The organism is Massilia soli, from assembly GCF_016809835.1.
GTDB classification, from domain to species: Bacteria; Pseudomonadota; Gammaproteobacteria; order Burkholderiales; family Burkholderiaceae_D; genus Telluria_A; species Telluria_A soli.
The window spans coordinates 26,022-40,794 of the sequence record NZ_JAFBIL020000008.1; the positions used below are offsets into that span (position 1 = coordinate 26,022).

Below are 14,773 nucleotides of genomic sequence, written 5' to 3' on the forward strand. Positions count from 1 at the left end.
GTCAGCCTTCCACTGCGAAGTCGAACGGGATGGTTTCGCCCGTCAGCGTGCCAGCCATGGCCGCGCGCACCGGTGCGAACGAGCGGCGGTGCACCGGGCATGGGCCATGTTCGCGCAGGCGCTCCATGTGCATCGCGGTGCTGTATCCCTTGTGCTGGTCGAAGCCGTACTGCGGGTACTGCGCGTGCAGCGCCACCAGCGCGGCGTCGCGCGCGGTTTTGGCGAGGATGGATGCGGCCGAAATCGCGTGCACCTTGTCGTCGCCTTCGATGATCGGATGGCAGCGGATCGTCATCACCGGGCTGCGGTTGCCGTCGATGAGGGCGATCGTCGGCAGCGTCGACAAGGCTTCCACCGCGCGGCGCATCGCCAGCATGGTGGCCTGCAGGATGTTGATCGTGTCGATTTCCTCGTGCGAGCACTCGGCGATCGCCCAGGCGATCGCATTGGCCTTGATCAGCGGGGCCAGCTCGTCGCGCCGCTCGGCGGTCAGCTTCTTGGAGTCGCGCAGGCCGAGGATCGGACGGTCAGGGTGCAGGATCACCGCTGCGGCGAACACCGGGCCGGCCAGCGGGCCGCGGCCGGCCTCGTCGACGCCGCAGACGATATCGTCGGCCGTGAACGGCAACGCGTTCTTCTTCAGCCCAGGGTAAAAATTGACTTTCTTGGTTCTCATGATGCCTTGGACGATTGTATGACGCGCATGACGGCGGCGGCGCTTTCTTCCGCGCTGTTGCGCAGCAGGCTGTGGTGCATCTCGGTAAAGCGCTGGACCAGCTTCAGCCGGCCCGGCACGTCTTCCAGCTGCTGCCATACCGCCTCGGCCAGCGCCTGCGGCGTGGCGGCGTGCTGCAAAAATTCGGGTACCAGGAATTCGCGCGCCAGGATGTTCGGCAGCCCGATCCACGGCTGGTAGCCCATGTGGCGCATGATCTCCCATGAGGCGCGCATCACCTTGTAGGCGATCACCATCGGCTTCTTGAACAGCGCCACTTCCAGCGTCGCGGTGCCGGATGCGACCAGCACCGCATCGGCCGCCGCGATCGCGGTATGCGACTGGCCGTCGACCAGGTCGATCTGCACGTCCGACAGGCCCGCCTCGCGCACCAGCTGCATGAAGTACTGGCGCTGGCGCTCGCCGGCCATCGGCACCACAAAGCGCAGGCTTGGATCGCGCTTGGCCAGCAGGCTGACAGCGGCCACGAACGGCGCCGCCAGGTATTTGAGCTCGCCCATGCGGCTGCCCGGCATCACCGTGACCACCCGCGCATCTTCGGGGATGCCAAGCTGGCGGCGCGCCGCCAGCTCGTCCGGCTCCATCGGGATCATCTCGGCCAGCGGATGGCCGATGTACGTCACCGGCACGCCAGCCTTCCGGTAGATCTCTTCCTCGAACGGGAAGATCACCAGCATGTGCGACACGGCCTTCTGGATCTTCTTGATGCGCCCGCCGCGCCAGGCCCAGATCTGCGGACTGACGAAGTGCATGGTCGGGATGCCCGCTTCGCGCAGCTGCATCTCCAGCCCGAGGTTAAAGCCGGGATAATCGGCGCCGATGAATACATCCGGCTTGTCCGCAATCAGGCGGTCGCGCAGCGTGTTCTGGATGGCCTTGATCTCGCGGTAGCGCGGGATGATCTCGAACAGGCCGCGCACGGTCAGCGTATCCATCGGTACGTCGGACACGAAACCCTGTTCGGCCATGCGCGGACCGCCAATGCCGTAAAAGCGTGCGTCGGGAAGATGCGGCCGCAGGCCTGCCAGGAGGCGCCCTGCGAGCATGTCGCCGGACACCTCGCCGGCGACGACGGCGACCGCTATGTCAGCGGACGATGCCACGGGTAGCGCTACCCAGGAAGTCCAGCATCGCGCCGACCTGCGTGGCCGCTTCCGGCATGTCGGCCTGCAGCTTCGCCAGCTCCGCCTTGGCTTCGTCCAGCGTCAGGTTGTTACGGTAGATAAGCTTGTAGGCCGCGCGGATGCCGTCGATCTGGGCGCGCGTAAAGCCGCGCCGCTTCAGGCCTTCGATGTTGACGCCGCGCGCACCGGCCGGGTTGCCCGAGACAAGCACAAACGGCGGCACATCCTGCGTCAGGCTGGTGTACATGCCGACAAACGCATGCGCGCCGATTTTGCAGAACTGGTGCACGCCGGCGTAGCCAGACAGGATCGCCCAGTCGCCCACTTCGACGTGGCCGGCCAGCTGCGCATTGTTCGAGAAGATCGTGTTGCTGCCGACCTGGCAGTCATGCGCCAGGTGGACGTAGGCCGAGATCCAGTTATCGTTGCCCAGGCGGGTGACGCCCTGGTCCTGGGTGGTGCCCAGGTTGAAGGTGCAAAACTCGCGCACGGTGTTGCGGTCGCCCACTTCCAGCCGGGTCGGTTCGCCCGCCCACTTCTTGTCCTGCGGCGCGGCGCCGATCGACGAGAACTGGAAAAACTTGTTGTCTTCGCCGATCGTCGTGTGGCCTTCGACGACCACGTGCGGGCCAACGACGGTACGCGCGCCGATCTGCACGTTCGGTCCGATGATCGAATACGCGCCGATCTCGACGGTGCTGTCGAGCTGCGCCTTCGGATCGACAATCGCGGTTGGGTGGATCGTACTCATTACTGCCCCGCTGCTGGCTTGCTCGCGTCGTCGGTGGCGCGAATTGTGCACATCAGTTCAGCTTCCAGCGCCACGGCGCCGTCCACTGTGCCGACTGCCTTGTATTTCCAGATGCCGCGCGAGACCCGCAGGATCTCGACGTCCATCTTGAGCTGGTCGCCAGGACCGACCGGACGCTTGAAACGCGCGTTGTCGATGCCGACGAAATACACCACCGAATTCTCATCCGGCTTGACGCCCATGGTCAGGAACGACAGCAGCGCGGCGGTCTGCGCCAGCGCTTCGATCATCAACACGCCCGGCATGACCGGCTTGTGCGGGAAGTGGCCGTTGAAAAACTCTTCGTTGACGGTGACGTTCTTGATCGCGGTGATCGACTTGTTCGCTTCCCAGGTCAGCACGCGGTCCACCAGCAGCAGCGGATAACGGTGCGGCAGCAGCGCCTTGATCTGGCAAATGTCGAGGGTCTTGTTTTCGGTAGTGGTCATTTTTGTTCTGTCAGGGTTTTAATTGTTTTTTCCAGCGCGCGGATTTTATCGCGCATCGTGTCCAGGTTGCGAACAATCGCCGCGGTTTTTTCCCAGTCGGCGTTTTTCGCCAGCGGGTAGAAGCCGGTGTACTGTCCCGGCTCGGCGATCGAGCGCGACACCATGCTGCCCGACGAGATATGCACGTGGTCTGCGATCGTCAGGTGGCCCAGCACCATCGCGGCGCCGCCGAAGGTGCAGTACTTGCCGATCTTTGCGCTGCCGGCCACGCCGACGCAGCCGGCCATCGCGGTATGCGCGCCGATGTGGCAGTTGTGGCCGATCTGGATCTGGTTGTCCAGCTTGACGCCGTCTTCGATGATGGTGTCGGCCAGCGCGCCGCGGTCGATGGTCGTGTTGGCCCCGATATCGACATCGTCGCCGATGACCACGCGCCCGGTTTGCGGAATCTTGATGTACACGCCGCCTTCATTGGCGAAGCCGAAGCCGTCGGTGCCGATCACCGCGCCCGAGTGGACGATGCCGCGCGCGCCGATCTGGCAGCCGGCATGGAAGGTCACGTTGGCGAACAGCTGTGTATCGGCGCCGATGACGGCGTTCCGGCCGACGAAGCAGCCCGCGCCGATGACCGCGCCGGCGCCGATCCGCGCGCCCTCTTCCACCGTCGCATGCGGCCCCACATGGGCCGAAGGATCGACCGTGGCGCCGTCGGCGACATACGCGCTCGCATGCACGCCGGGCGCGGGCACGAACGCCGTCAGCGACTCGAAGTACTGCGCGGCGCGGGCAAAATAGGCGTACGGATTTTTGGTGACGATGCGCGCACCCGGGTAGGTCGCGCCAACGGTCTCGCTGTCGGCCGGCGACAGGATCAGGGCCGCGGCCCCGCTTTGCGCGGCTTGCGCGCGCAGTTTGCTATTGCTTAGGAAGCTGATGTGCGAAGCGCCTGCATCGGCCAGCGGCGCGATGCCCGTGACGTCGATATTCGGGTCACCCGCCAGCTCACCTCCCAAGCGTTCGACCAATTCACCCAGTCGAGTGCCCATCTGGTAGTTCCTGTTTCTGTTATTTGTCGAGTTGCTTCAAGATCTTGTCGGTGATGTCGATGCGTGGATTGAACCAGCCGGCCTCGTAGATGACGACGTCAAGCTGGTCCTGCGCGGCGATCTGTTCGATGATCTTGTATGCCTTGGTCGCGATGTTGGCGCGTTCTTCGTTCTTGCGCTGCATCAGGTCTTCACGATACTCGCGCTGCTTGCGCTGCACGTCTTTTTCCATGTCGATCAGCTCGCGGGTGCGCCGGGTACGGTCGATCTCCGTCATCTTCGGCGCTTCGCGCTCGAACTTTTCGGCCAGCGAACGCACGTTGTCGATTTGTTCGTTGATCGACTTGTCGCGCTTGGAGAACTCGGCTTCGATGCGTTCGTCCGCCTTTTTCGCCAGCTTCGATTCGGTCATCAGGCGTTCGGTCGCGACGTAGGCGATGCGGCTTCCGGCCGCCTGCGCATGCGCCTGGGCCAGCGGAACGGCGCACAGCGCAAACAGCAGCAGCTGTTTCGACATTGAGGTAAAGGCAGTTTTCAACTTATTCTCCGCAATCTGATTGAAACGTCGCTGTCGCAAAGCGTGAGCACTGCGTCAGAACCCGGTACCCATCTGGAACTGGAAGCGCTCCAGGCGATCGCCCGGCTTTGCGTTCAAAGGCTTAGCATAACTCAACTTGAGCGGGCCCACCGGCGAAATCCAGCTGATACCCAGGCCAGTCGAGAAACGCAGCTCGTTGGCGCGGATGGTCTGGCCTTCCTGGTAGACCTGGCCTGCGTCGAGGAAGCCGAACCAGCGCAGGCTGCGGTCAGGACCGCCGCCAGGGAATGGCATCTGCAATTCGGCGTTACCGATCACGCGCACCGCGCCGCCCAGGGCGTCGTTGGTGTTCGGGTCGACGATACCGAGCGAGGAGCTGACGTAGCCGCGTACCGAACCGATACCGCCGCCGTAGAAGTTCTTGAAGACCGGGTACTTGTTACCGCGCAGGCCATGGCCGTAGTCGAACTCGCCCTTCAACGCCAGCGTGATCTTGTTGGTCAGCGGCTTGTACCACTGCTGCTCGTAGACGGCGCGGTAGTACTTGGCATCGCCGACCAGGTCGACCTCGAGGTTGGCGCGCTGATAGCGGCCATAGGTCGGGGTGATCGCGCTGTCGCGGCTGTCGCGGCCCCACGCTGCCGTCAGAGGCAAGGCGTTGGTGGTGGCGGTACCGATGCCGTCGCGCGAATTACCGAACTGCGCGACGTATTCCTTGAAGCGGGTCGGGCTGGTCACGTCGGTTTCGATCTGGGTACGCTCCAGGCCTGCGCCGAAGTACACGGTATCGTATTCGGAGAACGGCACGCCGAACGACAGGCGTCCGCCGGTCTGCTTGACGGTGTAGCTGCCGATGTTCAGTGCAGGCGGGCGCATGGTGCGCAGGTACAGTTCGAACGAGCGCGACACGCCATCGTCCGTGAAGTACGGATTGGTGTGCGAGAACGCGATCGTACGCAGGTAGCGGCTGGTGTTCAGCTCAAGGCCGACGGTGTTGCCGCTGCCGGCGAAGTTGGCCTGCTGGATCGACGCGGTAAAGGTGAACTTCTCGGCCTGCGAGAACGCGCCGCCGATCATGAAGTTACCGGTCGGCTTTTCGACCACGGTCAGGTTGACGTCGACCTGGTCCGACGTGCCCTGCGCTTCCGGCGTGTCGATCGTCACGTCCTTGAAGTAGCCAAGGCGGTCGACGCGGTCGCGCGACATCTTGATCTTGTTCGCGTCGTACCACGAACCTTCGAACTGGCGGAACTCGCGGCGGATGACTTCATCGCGGGTAACGGTGTTACCGGCGATGTTCATGTGGCGCACGTAAGCGCGCTTGCCCGGATCGACGAAGAAGGTAAACGCCACTTCGCGCTTCTCGCGGTTCAGTTCCGGATTCGCGTTCACGTTGGCGAACGCGTAGCCGAAGGTGCCCATGCGGTCGGCGATCAGCTTGTTGCTGAGGGTGAGCAGCTCGCCCGAGTAAGGCTTGCCCGGCTTGAGCAGGACCAGCGACTTGATTTCCTCTTCACGGCCGAACATCTCCCCTTCAACCTTCACATCGGAGACGGTGTACTTCTCGCCTTCGGTGATGTTGATGGTCAGGTAGATGTCCTTCTTGTCCGGAGTGATCGACACCTGGGTCGATTCGACGTTCGCTTCGAGGTAGCCGCGGTTCAGGTAGAACGACTTGATCGCTTCGATGTCGCCGGTCAGCTTGGTCTTCGAATACTGGTCTGCCTTGCTGTACCAGGTGAACCAGCCGCTCGTGTCCAGTTGCAGCAGCTGGCGCAGCTCCTTGTCCGAGAAGGTCTTGTTACCGACGATGTTGATCTGGCGGATGCGCGCGACGTCGCCTTCGTCGATGTTGAACATGACGGTGACGCGGTTACGCTCGATCGGCGTAACGGTGGTGGTGATCTTGACGCCGTACAGGCCGTGCGACAGGTACTGGCGCTTGAGCTCCTGCTCGGCGCGGTCGACCGAAGCCTTGTCGAAAATTTTCGCATCGCCGACGCCGATTTCCTTCAGCGCCTTGATCAGGATGTCCTTCTCGAATTCCTTGGCGCCGGTGAAGTCGACGTTGGCGATCGCCGGACGCTCTTCCACCAGCACGACCAGCACGCCGTTTTCTTCTTCGAGGCGCACGTCCTTGAAGAAGCCGGTGGCGTACAGCGCCTTGATCGCTGCGATGCTCTTGTCATCGTTGAAGGTTTCGCCGACGCGAACCGGCAGGTAGCTGAAGACGGTGCCGGCTTCGGTGCGCTGGATACCTTCGACGCGAATGTCCTTGACCACGAACGGTGCAACTGCAAACGCAGGTCCGGCGCACAGCACCACAACGGCGGCGCCGATCAGGCTGCGGCGAAAGAAAGGCAATGCGGAACGATCAGATTGTAATTTCATCGGCTAAATCAAAGGGTCGATCAATAGGCACAATACGTTATTCGGGACTGCAGGCAGGGGCTTTACAGCAGCCGTGCCACGTCGTTGAAGACGGCTAGCGCCATCAGCATCACCAGCATGGCGACACCAGCGCGCTGCGCAAATTCGGCGATCCGCTCCGGCAAGGGGCGGCCGGTCAAAACTTCCAGCGAATAATACAGCAAAAGGCCACCATCCAGAACCGGAATTGGTAACAGATTCATCACGCCAAGACTGATGCTGATAGAGGCAATGAAGATCAGGAAGGTCACCACGCCCATGCGCGCGGTCTGGCCCGCGTAGTCGGCAATCGTGATCGGTCCGGTGACATTCTTGAGCGAGACATCGCCCATGATCATCTTGCCGATCATCTTGACAGTCATCGCGCTGGTGTCCCAGGTCTTGCGAACCGCCCTGCCCACCGCTTCCAGCGGGCCGGAACTGACCGTCACCAACTCCGGCGCCAGCGCCACTTCCGCCTTGATGCGGCCGAAACCGCTCTGGGGATCGCGCTCGGGAGTGACCGGAATCGTAAACAGGCGCCCGCCGCGATTGACGTCGACCTGCACCGTGCGTCCGCCGGCGGGGCGCAGCGCCTCGATGAAGGCGATGCCATCAAGGATCGGCTTGCCGTCGACCGACACCACCAGGTCGCCGCTTTCCAGGCCTGCGCTTTCGGCAGCGCCGCCCGGCAGGATCTTGCCCAGCACGGGCGCCGGACGCGCGACCGAAATGCCGACGGCGCCCAGCAGGTCGGCATCCGGATCGAGTCCGTCGAACGACGCGGCAGGCAGCTCGAAGCCTACACGGCCTTGCGACGGGCGCTCGACTTCCAGGCGCACGTCCTGCTTGTCCAGCGCCGACGAAATGACTTCCCAATTGAGCTCGGACCAGGCGCCGATTGGCTCGCCGTTGACAGCGACGATCTGGTCGCCGCCGCGCAGGCCGGCCTGCCAGGCAGCCGTGGTTTCACCCATCGCGCGAACGCGCGTGCCAGGTTCGGCGATGCCGTGCATGAACAGGCCGGCGAACACCACGATGGCGAGAATGAAGTTGGCGATCGGACCGGCGGCCACGATGGCGATGCGGCGCCACACGCTCTTGCGAGTGAATTCGCGCTCTTCGTCGTCCGGCGACAGCGGCGCTGCGTCCGGATCGCGGCTGTCGAGCATCTTGACGTAGCCGCCCAGCGGCAGCATCGACACAGCCCATTCGGTCTGGTCCTTGCCGAAGCGGCGCGACCAAACCACTTTGCCCATGCCGACCGAGAAGCGCAGAACCTTCACGCCGCACAGCCGCGCGACCGCGTAGTGGCCGAGTTCATGGAAGATGATCAGCGGCCCCAGTGCCAGCAGGAACGCGAGCACTGTCGTGATGAAGTTCATCGTTGTATGCCTGAGATGATGGTTTCGGCGGCGCTGCGCGCCCTGGCATCCTGCGCCATGACGGCCTCGATGCTGCTGGCGGCGCCATGGTCGTTTTCGTGCATGACGCGCGCGATCACGCGGTCGATGTCGCGAAAGCCGATGCGGTGTTCAAGGAAGGCCTGCACCGCCACTTCGTTGGCGGCATTGAGCAGCGCCGGCGCGGTGCCGCCAGCCTCGAGCGCTTCGAAGGCGAGCGCCAGGCACGGGAAGCGCTGGAAGTCGGGCTTTTCGAACTGCAGCGTGCCGATGGCGGTCAGGTCCAGCTGCGCGACGCCGGACTCGATCCGTTCCGGGAACGCCAGCGCGTTGGCGATCGGGGTGCGCATGTCAGGGTTGCCCAGCTCGGCGATCACCGAACCGTCGACATAGGACACCATCGAATGGATCACGCTTTGCGGATGGATCACGACCTCGATCAGGTTCGCCGGCGCGCCGAACAGCCAGTGCGCCTCGATCACTTCGAGGCCCTTGTTCATCATGGTGGCCGAATCGACCGAGATTTTACGGCCCATCACCCAGTTCGGGTGCTTGCAGGCCTGGTCCGGCGTGACCGCTTCCAGCGTCTCGACGGCGCGCGCCAGGAACGGGCCGCCCGATGCGGTCAGCAGGATCTTGGCGACGCCGGCGCCGCGCGGCGAACGTGCATACGACTGCGGCAACGACTGGAAGATCGCATTGTGTTCGCTGTCGATCGGCAGCAGGGTCGCGCCGTTCTCTTCGACCGCGTCCATGAACAGCTGGCCGGACATGACCAGCGCTTCCTTGTTCGCCAGCAGGATCTTCTTGCCGGCGCGGGCCGCGGCGAGCGTCGGCGCGAGGCCGGCGGCGCCGACGATCGCGGCCATCACGGTGTCGGTGTTGGGGCTGGAGGCGACGGCGCACAGCGCTTCCTCGCCATATGCCACCTCAGTGCGCAGGCCCTTTTCGCGCAGCAGCGCGGACAGTTTCTGCGCCGCTTCAGCCGTGCCCACCACGGCGTGCGCCGGCAGGAACTGCGCGCACTGGGCGGCCAGTTCGTCGACCTTGGCATGCGCGGTCAGCGCGAAGACTTTGTATTTGTCAGGGTGACGCGCGAGCACGTCCAGCGTCGACACGCCGATCGAGCCGGTCGCGCCAAGGATAGTGATGCTTTGCATAGTGCGCCTTTTCAGAGCCAGGCGTCGATCAGCGCAGCGAACGGCAGGACCGGGACCAGTGCGTCGATCCGGTCAAGCACGCCGCCGTGGCCAGGCAGCAGGTTGCTGCTGTCCTTGACGCCGGCGCGGCGTTTGAGCATCGATTCGAACAGGTCGCCGACCACGCTGGCGGCGACGATCACGACCAGGATCGCCATGGCGGCAAGCCAGCCACGCGACGATTGAAGTTTGACGACGAAGGTGTCAGCCACCATCGGGTTGTCGGACAAAATGAGCGCGGCGGAGAACAGCAGCACGGCGATGCCGCCGCCGATCGCGCCTTCCCACGATTTTCCGGGCGAGATCGACGGCGCCAGCTTGCGCTTGCCGAAGGCCTTGCCCGAGAAGTAGGCGCCGATATCGGCCACCCACACCAGCGCCATCACCGACAGCAGATACATCGGCGAGTGCTGGTAGAACACCACGATCGCGGCGAAGCAGCCGACCAGCGACAGACCGTATACGGTGCCCAGCAGCGTGTTGCCGAGGCCTTGCGGCGGCGGCAGGCCATGGCCAAGCGCCGGCACGAAGCGCACCAGCCAGATGGCGGCGCACAGCGCGAACCAGAACTGGGTCGACTGGTTGGTCTGGAACAGGAAAGTGTAGGCGAACGCGGCGCCCCAGAACAGCGCGATTGCGAACGCCTGCTTCTTGGACGAGCCGAACAGCTGGAAGGTTTCCCATACTGCGGCGACCAGGAACAGCACGATCGCGGCGGCGAACAACGGGTAATAGCCGCCGAACAGGATGCCGAGCAGCGCGACGAGCAGGATGATGGCGGTGATGACGCGGGTCTTGAGCATTATGCGGTCTCTCCGGCCAGCTGGTCGCCGGTGCGGCCGAAGCGGCGCTCGCGCGACTGGTACGACGAAATGGCGGCGTCGAGGGCGTCGACGTCGAAATCGGGCCAGTAGGTATCGGTGAAGTACAGCTCCGAGTACGCCAGTTGCCACAGCAGGAAGTTGGAGATGCGCTCTTCGCCGCCGGTGCGGATGAACAGGTCGGGCTCGGGCGCGTAAGCCATCGCCAGGTGCTCGGCCAGCTGCTCTTCGGCGAAATCGGCCACGCCAGGGTTGGCGGCGACCATTTTGTTGGTTGCCTGCATGATGTCCCAGCGGCCGCCATAGTTGGCGCAGATGGTGACGGTCAGGCGGGTATTGTTGGCGGTGCGGCGCTCTGCCGCGGCGATCATTTCTTGCAGCTTGGCATCGAAGCGCGACAGGTCGCCGACCACCTTCAGGCGGATGTTGTTCGCGTGCATTTTGGACACTTCGCGCTCGAGGGCGGTCACGAACAGGCGCATCAGCAGCGACACTTCTTCTTCCGGACGGCGCCAGTTCTCGGACGAGAACGCAAACAGGGTCAGGTACTCGATGCCGCGCAGCGCGCAGGCTTCCACCACGCCGCGTACGGCTTCGACGCCCTTGACGTGGCCAGCCACGCGCGGCATGAACCGTTTGGTCGCCCAGCGGCCGTTGCCGTCCATGATGATGGCAACGTGGCGCGGCATGTTTGCCACTTCAGGGACTGCTGTCGTCGAACTCTTGAAAATCATAGATCCTGGGCCAGAAAAAACGTAGGGCGGGTAAGCGTGCCTGCCGCCGAGGCCGCGCACCTGCCGAGCATGCGTGCGTGGATGGCGGCACGTCCGTTCGGCGGGCCGCCAACCTGCAATTATTACACGGTCAGGACTTCTTTCTCTTTTTCAGCGACGACCTTCTCGATGTCGAGCACGAACTTGTCGGTCAGCTTCTGGATCTCGTCCGATGCGCGGCGCTCTTCGTCTTCCGAAATGGCCTTGTCTTTCACCAGTTTCTTCAGCGACTCGTTCGCATCGCGGCGGATGTTGCGCACGGCGATTTTCGCATCTTCCGCTTCGCCCTTGCACAGCTTGACCATTTCCTTGCGGCGTTCTTCGGTCAGCGCCGGGGTCGGCACGCGGATCATGTCGCCCTGCGACGATGGGTTCAAGCCCAGGTCGGAGTCGCGGATCGCCTTTTCGATGGTGGCGGCCATTTTTTTCTCGAATGGCTGCACGCCGATGGTACGCGCGTCGACCAGGGTTACGTTGGCGACCTGGGTCAGCGCGGTTGGCGAACCATAGTATTCGACCGTGATGCTGTCGAGGATACCGGTGTGGGCGCGGCCGGTACGAACCTTGGCCAGATCGGCCTTGAGGGTGTCGATCGACTTGTTCATGCGGTCTTGCGCGCTTTTCTTAACGTCAGCGATAGTCATGCTGCTCTCCTGTGTTCGATGATTATTGTTGGTTGATGCTTAAACGTGTACCAGGGTGCCTTCGTCTTCGCCCATGACGACGCGCATCAGCGCGCCTGGCTTGACGATCGAGAACACCTTGATCGGCAGCTTCTGGTCGCGGCACAGTGCGAACGCGGTGGCGTCCATCACCTGCAGGTGCTTGGCGATGGCTTCGTCGAAGTTGATCGACTCGTAGCGGGTGGCGCTTGGGTCCTTCTTCGGATCGGCAGTATATACGCCATCGACCTTGGTTGCCTTGAGCACGATCTCGGCGCCGATCTCGGAGCCGCGCAGCGCAGCGGCGGTGTCGGTGGTAAAGAACGGGTTGCCGGTACCGGCGGCGAAGATCACGACCTTGCCTTCTTCCAGGTACTGCAGCGCCTTCGGGCGGACGTACGGCTCGACGACCTGCTCGATGCCGATCGCCGACATCACGCGCGCGACGATGCCGACATGGCGCATCGCGTCGGCCAGGGCCAGCGCGTTCATCACCGTGGCCAGCATGCCCATGTAGTCGGCGGTGGCGCGGTCCATGCCCTGCGCACCAGGCGCAACGCCGCGGAAGATATTGCCGCCGCCGATGACCACTGCCAGTTCCACGCCCGCTTTTGCCACTTCCGCCACATCGGCGACCATGCGCTCGATGGTCGCGCGGTTGATACCGTAGGCGTCATCGCCCATCAGAGCTTCGCCGGACAGTTTCAGGAGGACGCGTTTGTAAGCTGGTTTCGACATGGGTGGGCTCCTAAAAATGACGGTTGTATTCGGGTCCGGGCGGCAAGCGGCTTGTGGCCGCCACCTCCGCCCTCACCTGTCCATGAGGATAGGTGGCACGAGTTAAAAAAACGGGCCTTCCGGCCCGCTTTCCAACTTACTGCTTCGAAGCAGCCATTTGCGCAGCAACTTCTGCCGCGAAATCGTCTTGCTTCTTTTCAATGCCTTCGCCAACAACATACATCGTGAACGATTTCACGGTGGTGTTCTTTTCTTTCAGCATCTGCTCGATCGACTGCTTGTCGTTCTTTACGAACGCCTGGTTCAGCAGCGACACTTCTTTCAGGTACTTCTGAACCGAACCTTCGAGGCGCTTGGCCAGGATTTCCGGCGACTGCGCTGGCTTGCCTGCAGCAGCAGCAGCGTCAGCATCTTCCTGAGCTTTCAGAGCGGCAACCGAACGCTCTTTTTCGATCAGTTCAGCTGGCACTTCGTTCGACGACAGTGCTACTGGCTTCATTGCAGCGATGTGCATCGCCACGTCCTTGCCAACCTGCTCGTCCGCGCCTTCGAACTCTACCATGACGCCGATACGGGCGCCGTGCAGGTACGCAGCCAGCTTGCCGGTGGTCTCGAAACGCTGGAAGCGGCGGATCGACATGTTTTCGCCGATTTTACCGATCAGTGCCGAACGCACTTCGTCCAGGGTCTTGCCGTCCAGCGGCAGTGCCAGCAGGGCTGCGACGTCAGCAGGGTTGTGCTCGGCGACCAGCTTGGCTGCATTCGCTGCCAGCGCCAGGAAGTCGTCGTTCTTTGCCACGAAGTCGGTCTCGCTGTTCACTTCTACCAGGGCGCCAACGCCGCCGGCGATGAACGATGCTACCACGCCTTCAGCGGTGATACGGGACGATGCTTTCGATGCCTTGCCGCCCAGCTTGACGCGCAGGATCTCTTCCGCACGGCCCATGTCGCCTTCGGCTTCGGTCAGTGCTTTTTTGCATTCCATCATCGGCGCATCGGTCTTGGCGCGCAGTTCGCCAACCATTGCTGCAGTAATCGCTGCCATAAGAATTCTCCTAAGTGTGTTTCGTATTCTGTTTAAAAAAAAGGGGGAGCAGATGCCACCCCTTTTTCTACTTGATCAGCAGGTTGCCCTGCCGCCAGTTATGCTTGCTCGGAAACTTCTACGAACTCGTCCGACGACTTGGCCATCTGGACCACTTCGTTGGTCGCGTTAGCGCGGCCTTCGAGGATCGCATCGGCGACGCCGCGAGCGTACAGGGTGATTGCTTTCGACGAGTCATCGTTACCTGGGATGACGTGGGTCACGCCTTCTGGCGAGTGGTTGGTATCAACCACGCCGATGACTGGGATGCCCAGCTTGCCAGCTTCGGTGATCGCACCCTTGTGGTAGCCGACGTCAACGACGAAGATTGCGTCAGGAACGCCGCCCATGTCCTTGATACCGCCGATGGCCTTCTGCAGCTTGATCATCTCGCGCTGGAACATCAGGTTTTCTTTCTTCGACAGCTTCTCAGCCGAACCGTCTTCGATGGCCGCTTCCATGTCCTTCAGGCGCTTGATCGAGGTCTTGATCGTCTTGAAGTTGGTCAGCATGCCGCCCAGCCAGCGCTGGTCGACGAAAGGTACGCCAGCACGAGCAGCTTCAGCAGCGATGATGTCGCGTGCCTGGCGCTTGGTGCCAACCATCAGGATCGTGCCGCGGTTAGCGGAGATCTGCTTGATGGTCTTCATTGCTTCTTGATACATACCCATCGTCTTTTCCAAGTTGATGATATGGATCTTGTTGCGGTGACCGAAGATGAAAGGAGCCATCTTTGGGTTCCAGAAACGGGTTTGGTGACCGAAGTGGACACCGGCTTCCAGCATTTCGCGCATTGTTACGGACATGTGATTCTCCAGGGTTGGGTCTGGAATCCGGCCAGTCACCTCGAGGGCACCCTTTGAGGCCGGATTCGCGATTTAACAAGTAATTTGACAACATTGCTTGGAACTGAATTCAAGCAACCCGAGATTCTAGCCGGTTTTGGCCATGTTTTCAAGTGTTGCGTGCACTGGAATGCATGCAGTCGCGGCCCGTCGTTC

The 14,773-nt window shown here is 62.6% G+C and carries 15 protein-coding genes; all 15 read right to left on the bottom strand.

The features are described from left to right. Nucleotide 1: 1 nt before the first annotated feature. Nucleotides 2–676 (bottom strand): ribonuclease HII, encoded by a 675-nt coding sequence (gene rnhB, locus I4X03_RS18970; RefSeq protein WP_223469819.1) that lies wholly within the window; start codon nt 674–676, stop codon nt 2–4. After that, complete coding sequence (lpxB, locus tag I4X03_RS18975; protein ID WP_223469820.1) at nt 673–1,839, bottom strand: lipid-A-disaccharide synthase; 1,167 nt, start codon at nt 1,837–1,839, stop codon at nt 673–675. Before lpxB ends, rnhB begins: the two co-directional genes overlap by 4 nt. Then, nucleotides 1,823–2,611 carry an acyl-ACP--UDP-N-acetylglucosamine O-acyltransferase gene (gene lpxA, locus I4X03_RS18980; protein WP_223469821.1) on the bottom strand — a complete coding sequence of 263 codons (789 nt, stop codon included), beginning with the start codon at nt 2,609–2,611 and terminating at the stop codon, nt 1,823–1,825. Before lpxA ends, lpxB begins: the two co-directional genes overlap by 17 nt. Continuing rightward, nucleotides 2,611–3,099 carry a 3-hydroxyacyl-ACP dehydratase FabZ gene (fabZ, locus tag I4X03_RS18985; RefSeq protein ID WP_223469822.1) on the bottom strand — a complete coding sequence of 163 codons (489 nt, stop codon included), beginning with the start codon at nt 3,097–3,099 and terminating at the stop codon, nt 2,611–2,613. Before fabZ ends, lpxA begins: the two co-directional genes overlap by 1 nt. Continuing rightward, nucleotides 3,096–4,145, bottom strand: a complete 1,050-nt coding sequence (lpxD, locus tag I4X03_RS18990) for a UDP-3-O-(3-hydroxymyristoyl)glucosamine N-acyltransferase (protein ID WP_223469823.1) — start codon at nt 4,143–4,145, stop codon at nt 3,096–3,098. The genes fabZ and lpxD overlap by 4 nt, the downstream gene beginning before the upstream one ends. A gap of 19 nt (nt 4,146–4,164) precedes the next feature. Beyond that, the gene (locus I4X03_RS18995; protein WP_223469824.1) at nt 4,165–4,683 is read right to left on the bottom strand and encodes an OmpH/Skp family outer membrane protein; all 519 of its coding nucleotides are present in this window, start codon (nt 4,681–4,683) and stop codon (nt 4,165–4,167) included. Nucleotides 4,684–4,737: 54 nt separating this feature from the next. Beyond that, nucleotides 4,738–7,074 (bottom strand): outer membrane protein assembly factor BamA, encoded by a 2,337-nt coding sequence (gene bamA, locus I4X03_RS19000; RefSeq protein WP_223469825.1) that lies wholly within the window; start codon nt 7,072–7,074, stop codon nt 4,738–4,740. 62 nt (nt 7,075–7,136) lie between these two features. Continuing rightward, the gene (gene rseP, locus I4X03_RS19005; RefSeq protein WP_223469826.1) at nt 7,137–8,477 is read right to left on the bottom strand and encodes an RIP metalloprotease RseP; all 1,341 of its coding nucleotides are present in this window, start codon (nt 8,475–8,477) and stop codon (nt 7,137–7,139) included. Next, nucleotides 8,474–9,655 carry a 1-deoxy-D-xylulose-5-phosphate reductoisomerase gene (ispC, locus tag I4X03_RS19010; protein WP_223469827.1) on the bottom strand — a complete coding sequence of 394 codons (1,182 nt, stop codon included), beginning with the start codon at nt 9,653–9,655 and terminating at the stop codon, nt 8,474–8,476. Before ispC ends, rseP begins: the two co-directional genes overlap by 4 nt. Nucleotides 9,656–9,666: 11 nt before the next feature. After that, complete coding sequence (locus I4X03_RS19015) at nt 9,667–10,497, bottom strand: phosphatidate cytidylyltransferase (RefSeq protein WP_223469828.1); 831 nt, start codon at nt 10,495–10,497, stop codon at nt 9,667–9,669. Continuing rightward, the gene (uppS, locus tag I4X03_RS19020) at nt 10,497–11,249 is read right to left on the bottom strand and encodes a polyprenyl diphosphate synthase (protein ID WP_223469829.1); all 753 of its coding nucleotides are present in this window, start codon (nt 11,247–11,249) and stop codon (nt 10,497–10,499) included. Before uppS ends, I4X03_RS19015 begins: the two co-directional genes overlap by 1 nt. A 122-nt stretch (nt 11,250–11,371) precedes the next feature. Next, nucleotides 11,372–11,932, bottom strand: coding sequence for a ribosome recycling factor (frr, locus tag I4X03_RS19025; protein ID WP_223469830.1), 561 nt, complete (start codon nt 11,930–11,932; stop codon nt 11,372–11,374). A gap of 39 nt (nt 11,933–11,971) precedes the next feature. Next, complete coding sequence (pyrH, locus tag I4X03_RS19030) at nt 11,972–12,688, bottom strand: UMP kinase (RefSeq protein WP_223469831.1); 717 nt, start codon at nt 12,686–12,688, stop codon at nt 11,972–11,974. 136 nt (nt 12,689–12,824) lie between these two features. Further along, nucleotides 12,825–13,733 (bottom strand): translation elongation factor Ts, encoded by a 909-nt coding sequence (gene tsf / locus I4X03_RS19035; RefSeq protein WP_223469832.1) that lies wholly within the window; start codon nt 13,731–13,733, stop codon nt 12,825–12,827. A 98-nt stretch (nt 13,734–13,831) separates the two neighbouring features. Continuing rightward, entirely contained in the window at nt 13,832–14,578 is a 747-nt protein-coding gene (gene rpsB, locus I4X03_RS19040; RefSeq protein WP_223469833.1) for a 30S ribosomal protein S2, read from the bottom strand. Nucleotides 14,579–14,773: the final 195 nt, after the last annotated feature.

What these genes read in the sequence shown, in the direction of transcription:
- rnhB (WP_223469819.1), bottom strand. Translation starts at nt 676, where the DNA reads ATGAGAACCAAGAAAGTCAATTTTTACCCTGGGCTGAAGAAGAACGCG.
- lpxA (WP_223469821.1), bottom strand. Translation starts at nt 2,611, where the DNA reads ATGAGTACGATCCACCCAACCGCGATTGTCGATCCGAAGGCGCAGCTC.
- fabZ (WP_223469822.1), bottom strand. Translation starts at nt 3,099, where the DNA reads ATGACCACTACCGAAAACAAGACCCTCGACATTTGCCAGATCAAGGCG.
- lpxD (WP_223469823.1), bottom strand. Translation starts at nt 4,145, where the DNA reads ATGGGCACTCGACTGGGTGAATTGGTCGAACGCTTGGGAGGTGAGCTG.
- bamA (WP_223469825.1), bottom strand. Translation starts at nt 7,074, where the DNA reads ATGAAATTACAATCTGATCGTTCCGCATTGCCTTTCTTTCGCCGCAGC.
- rseP (WP_223469826.1), bottom strand. Translation starts at nt 8,477, where the DNA reads ATGAACTTCATCACGACAGTGCTCGCGTTCCTGCTGGCACTGGGGCCG.
- ispC (WP_223469827.1), bottom strand. Translation starts at nt 9,655, where the DNA reads ATGCAAAGCATCACTATCCTTGGCGCGACCGGCTCGATCGGCGTGTCG.
- I4X03_RS19015 (WP_223469828.1), bottom strand. Translation starts at nt 10,497, where the DNA reads ATGCTCAAGACCCGCGTCATCACCGCCATCATCCTGCTCGTCGCGCTG.
- uppS (WP_223469829.1), bottom strand. Translation starts at nt 11,249, where the DNA reads ATGATTTTCAAGAGTTCGACGACAGCAGTCCCTGAAGTGGCAAACATG.
- frr (WP_223469830.1), bottom strand. Translation starts at nt 11,932, where the DNA reads ATGACTATCGCTGACGTTAAGAAAAGCGCGCAAGACCGCATGAACAAG.
- pyrH (WP_223469831.1), bottom strand. Translation starts at nt 12,688, where the DNA reads ATGTCGAAACCAGCTTACAAACGCGTCCTCCTGAAACTGTCCGGCGAA.
- tsf (WP_223469832.1), bottom strand. Translation starts at nt 13,733, where the DNA reads ATGGCAGCGATTACTGCAGCAATGGTTGGCGAACTGCGCGCCAAGACC.
- rpsB (WP_223469833.1), bottom strand. Translation starts at nt 14,578, where the DNA reads ATGTCCGTAACAATGCGCGAAATGCTGGAAGCCGGTGTCCACTTCGGT.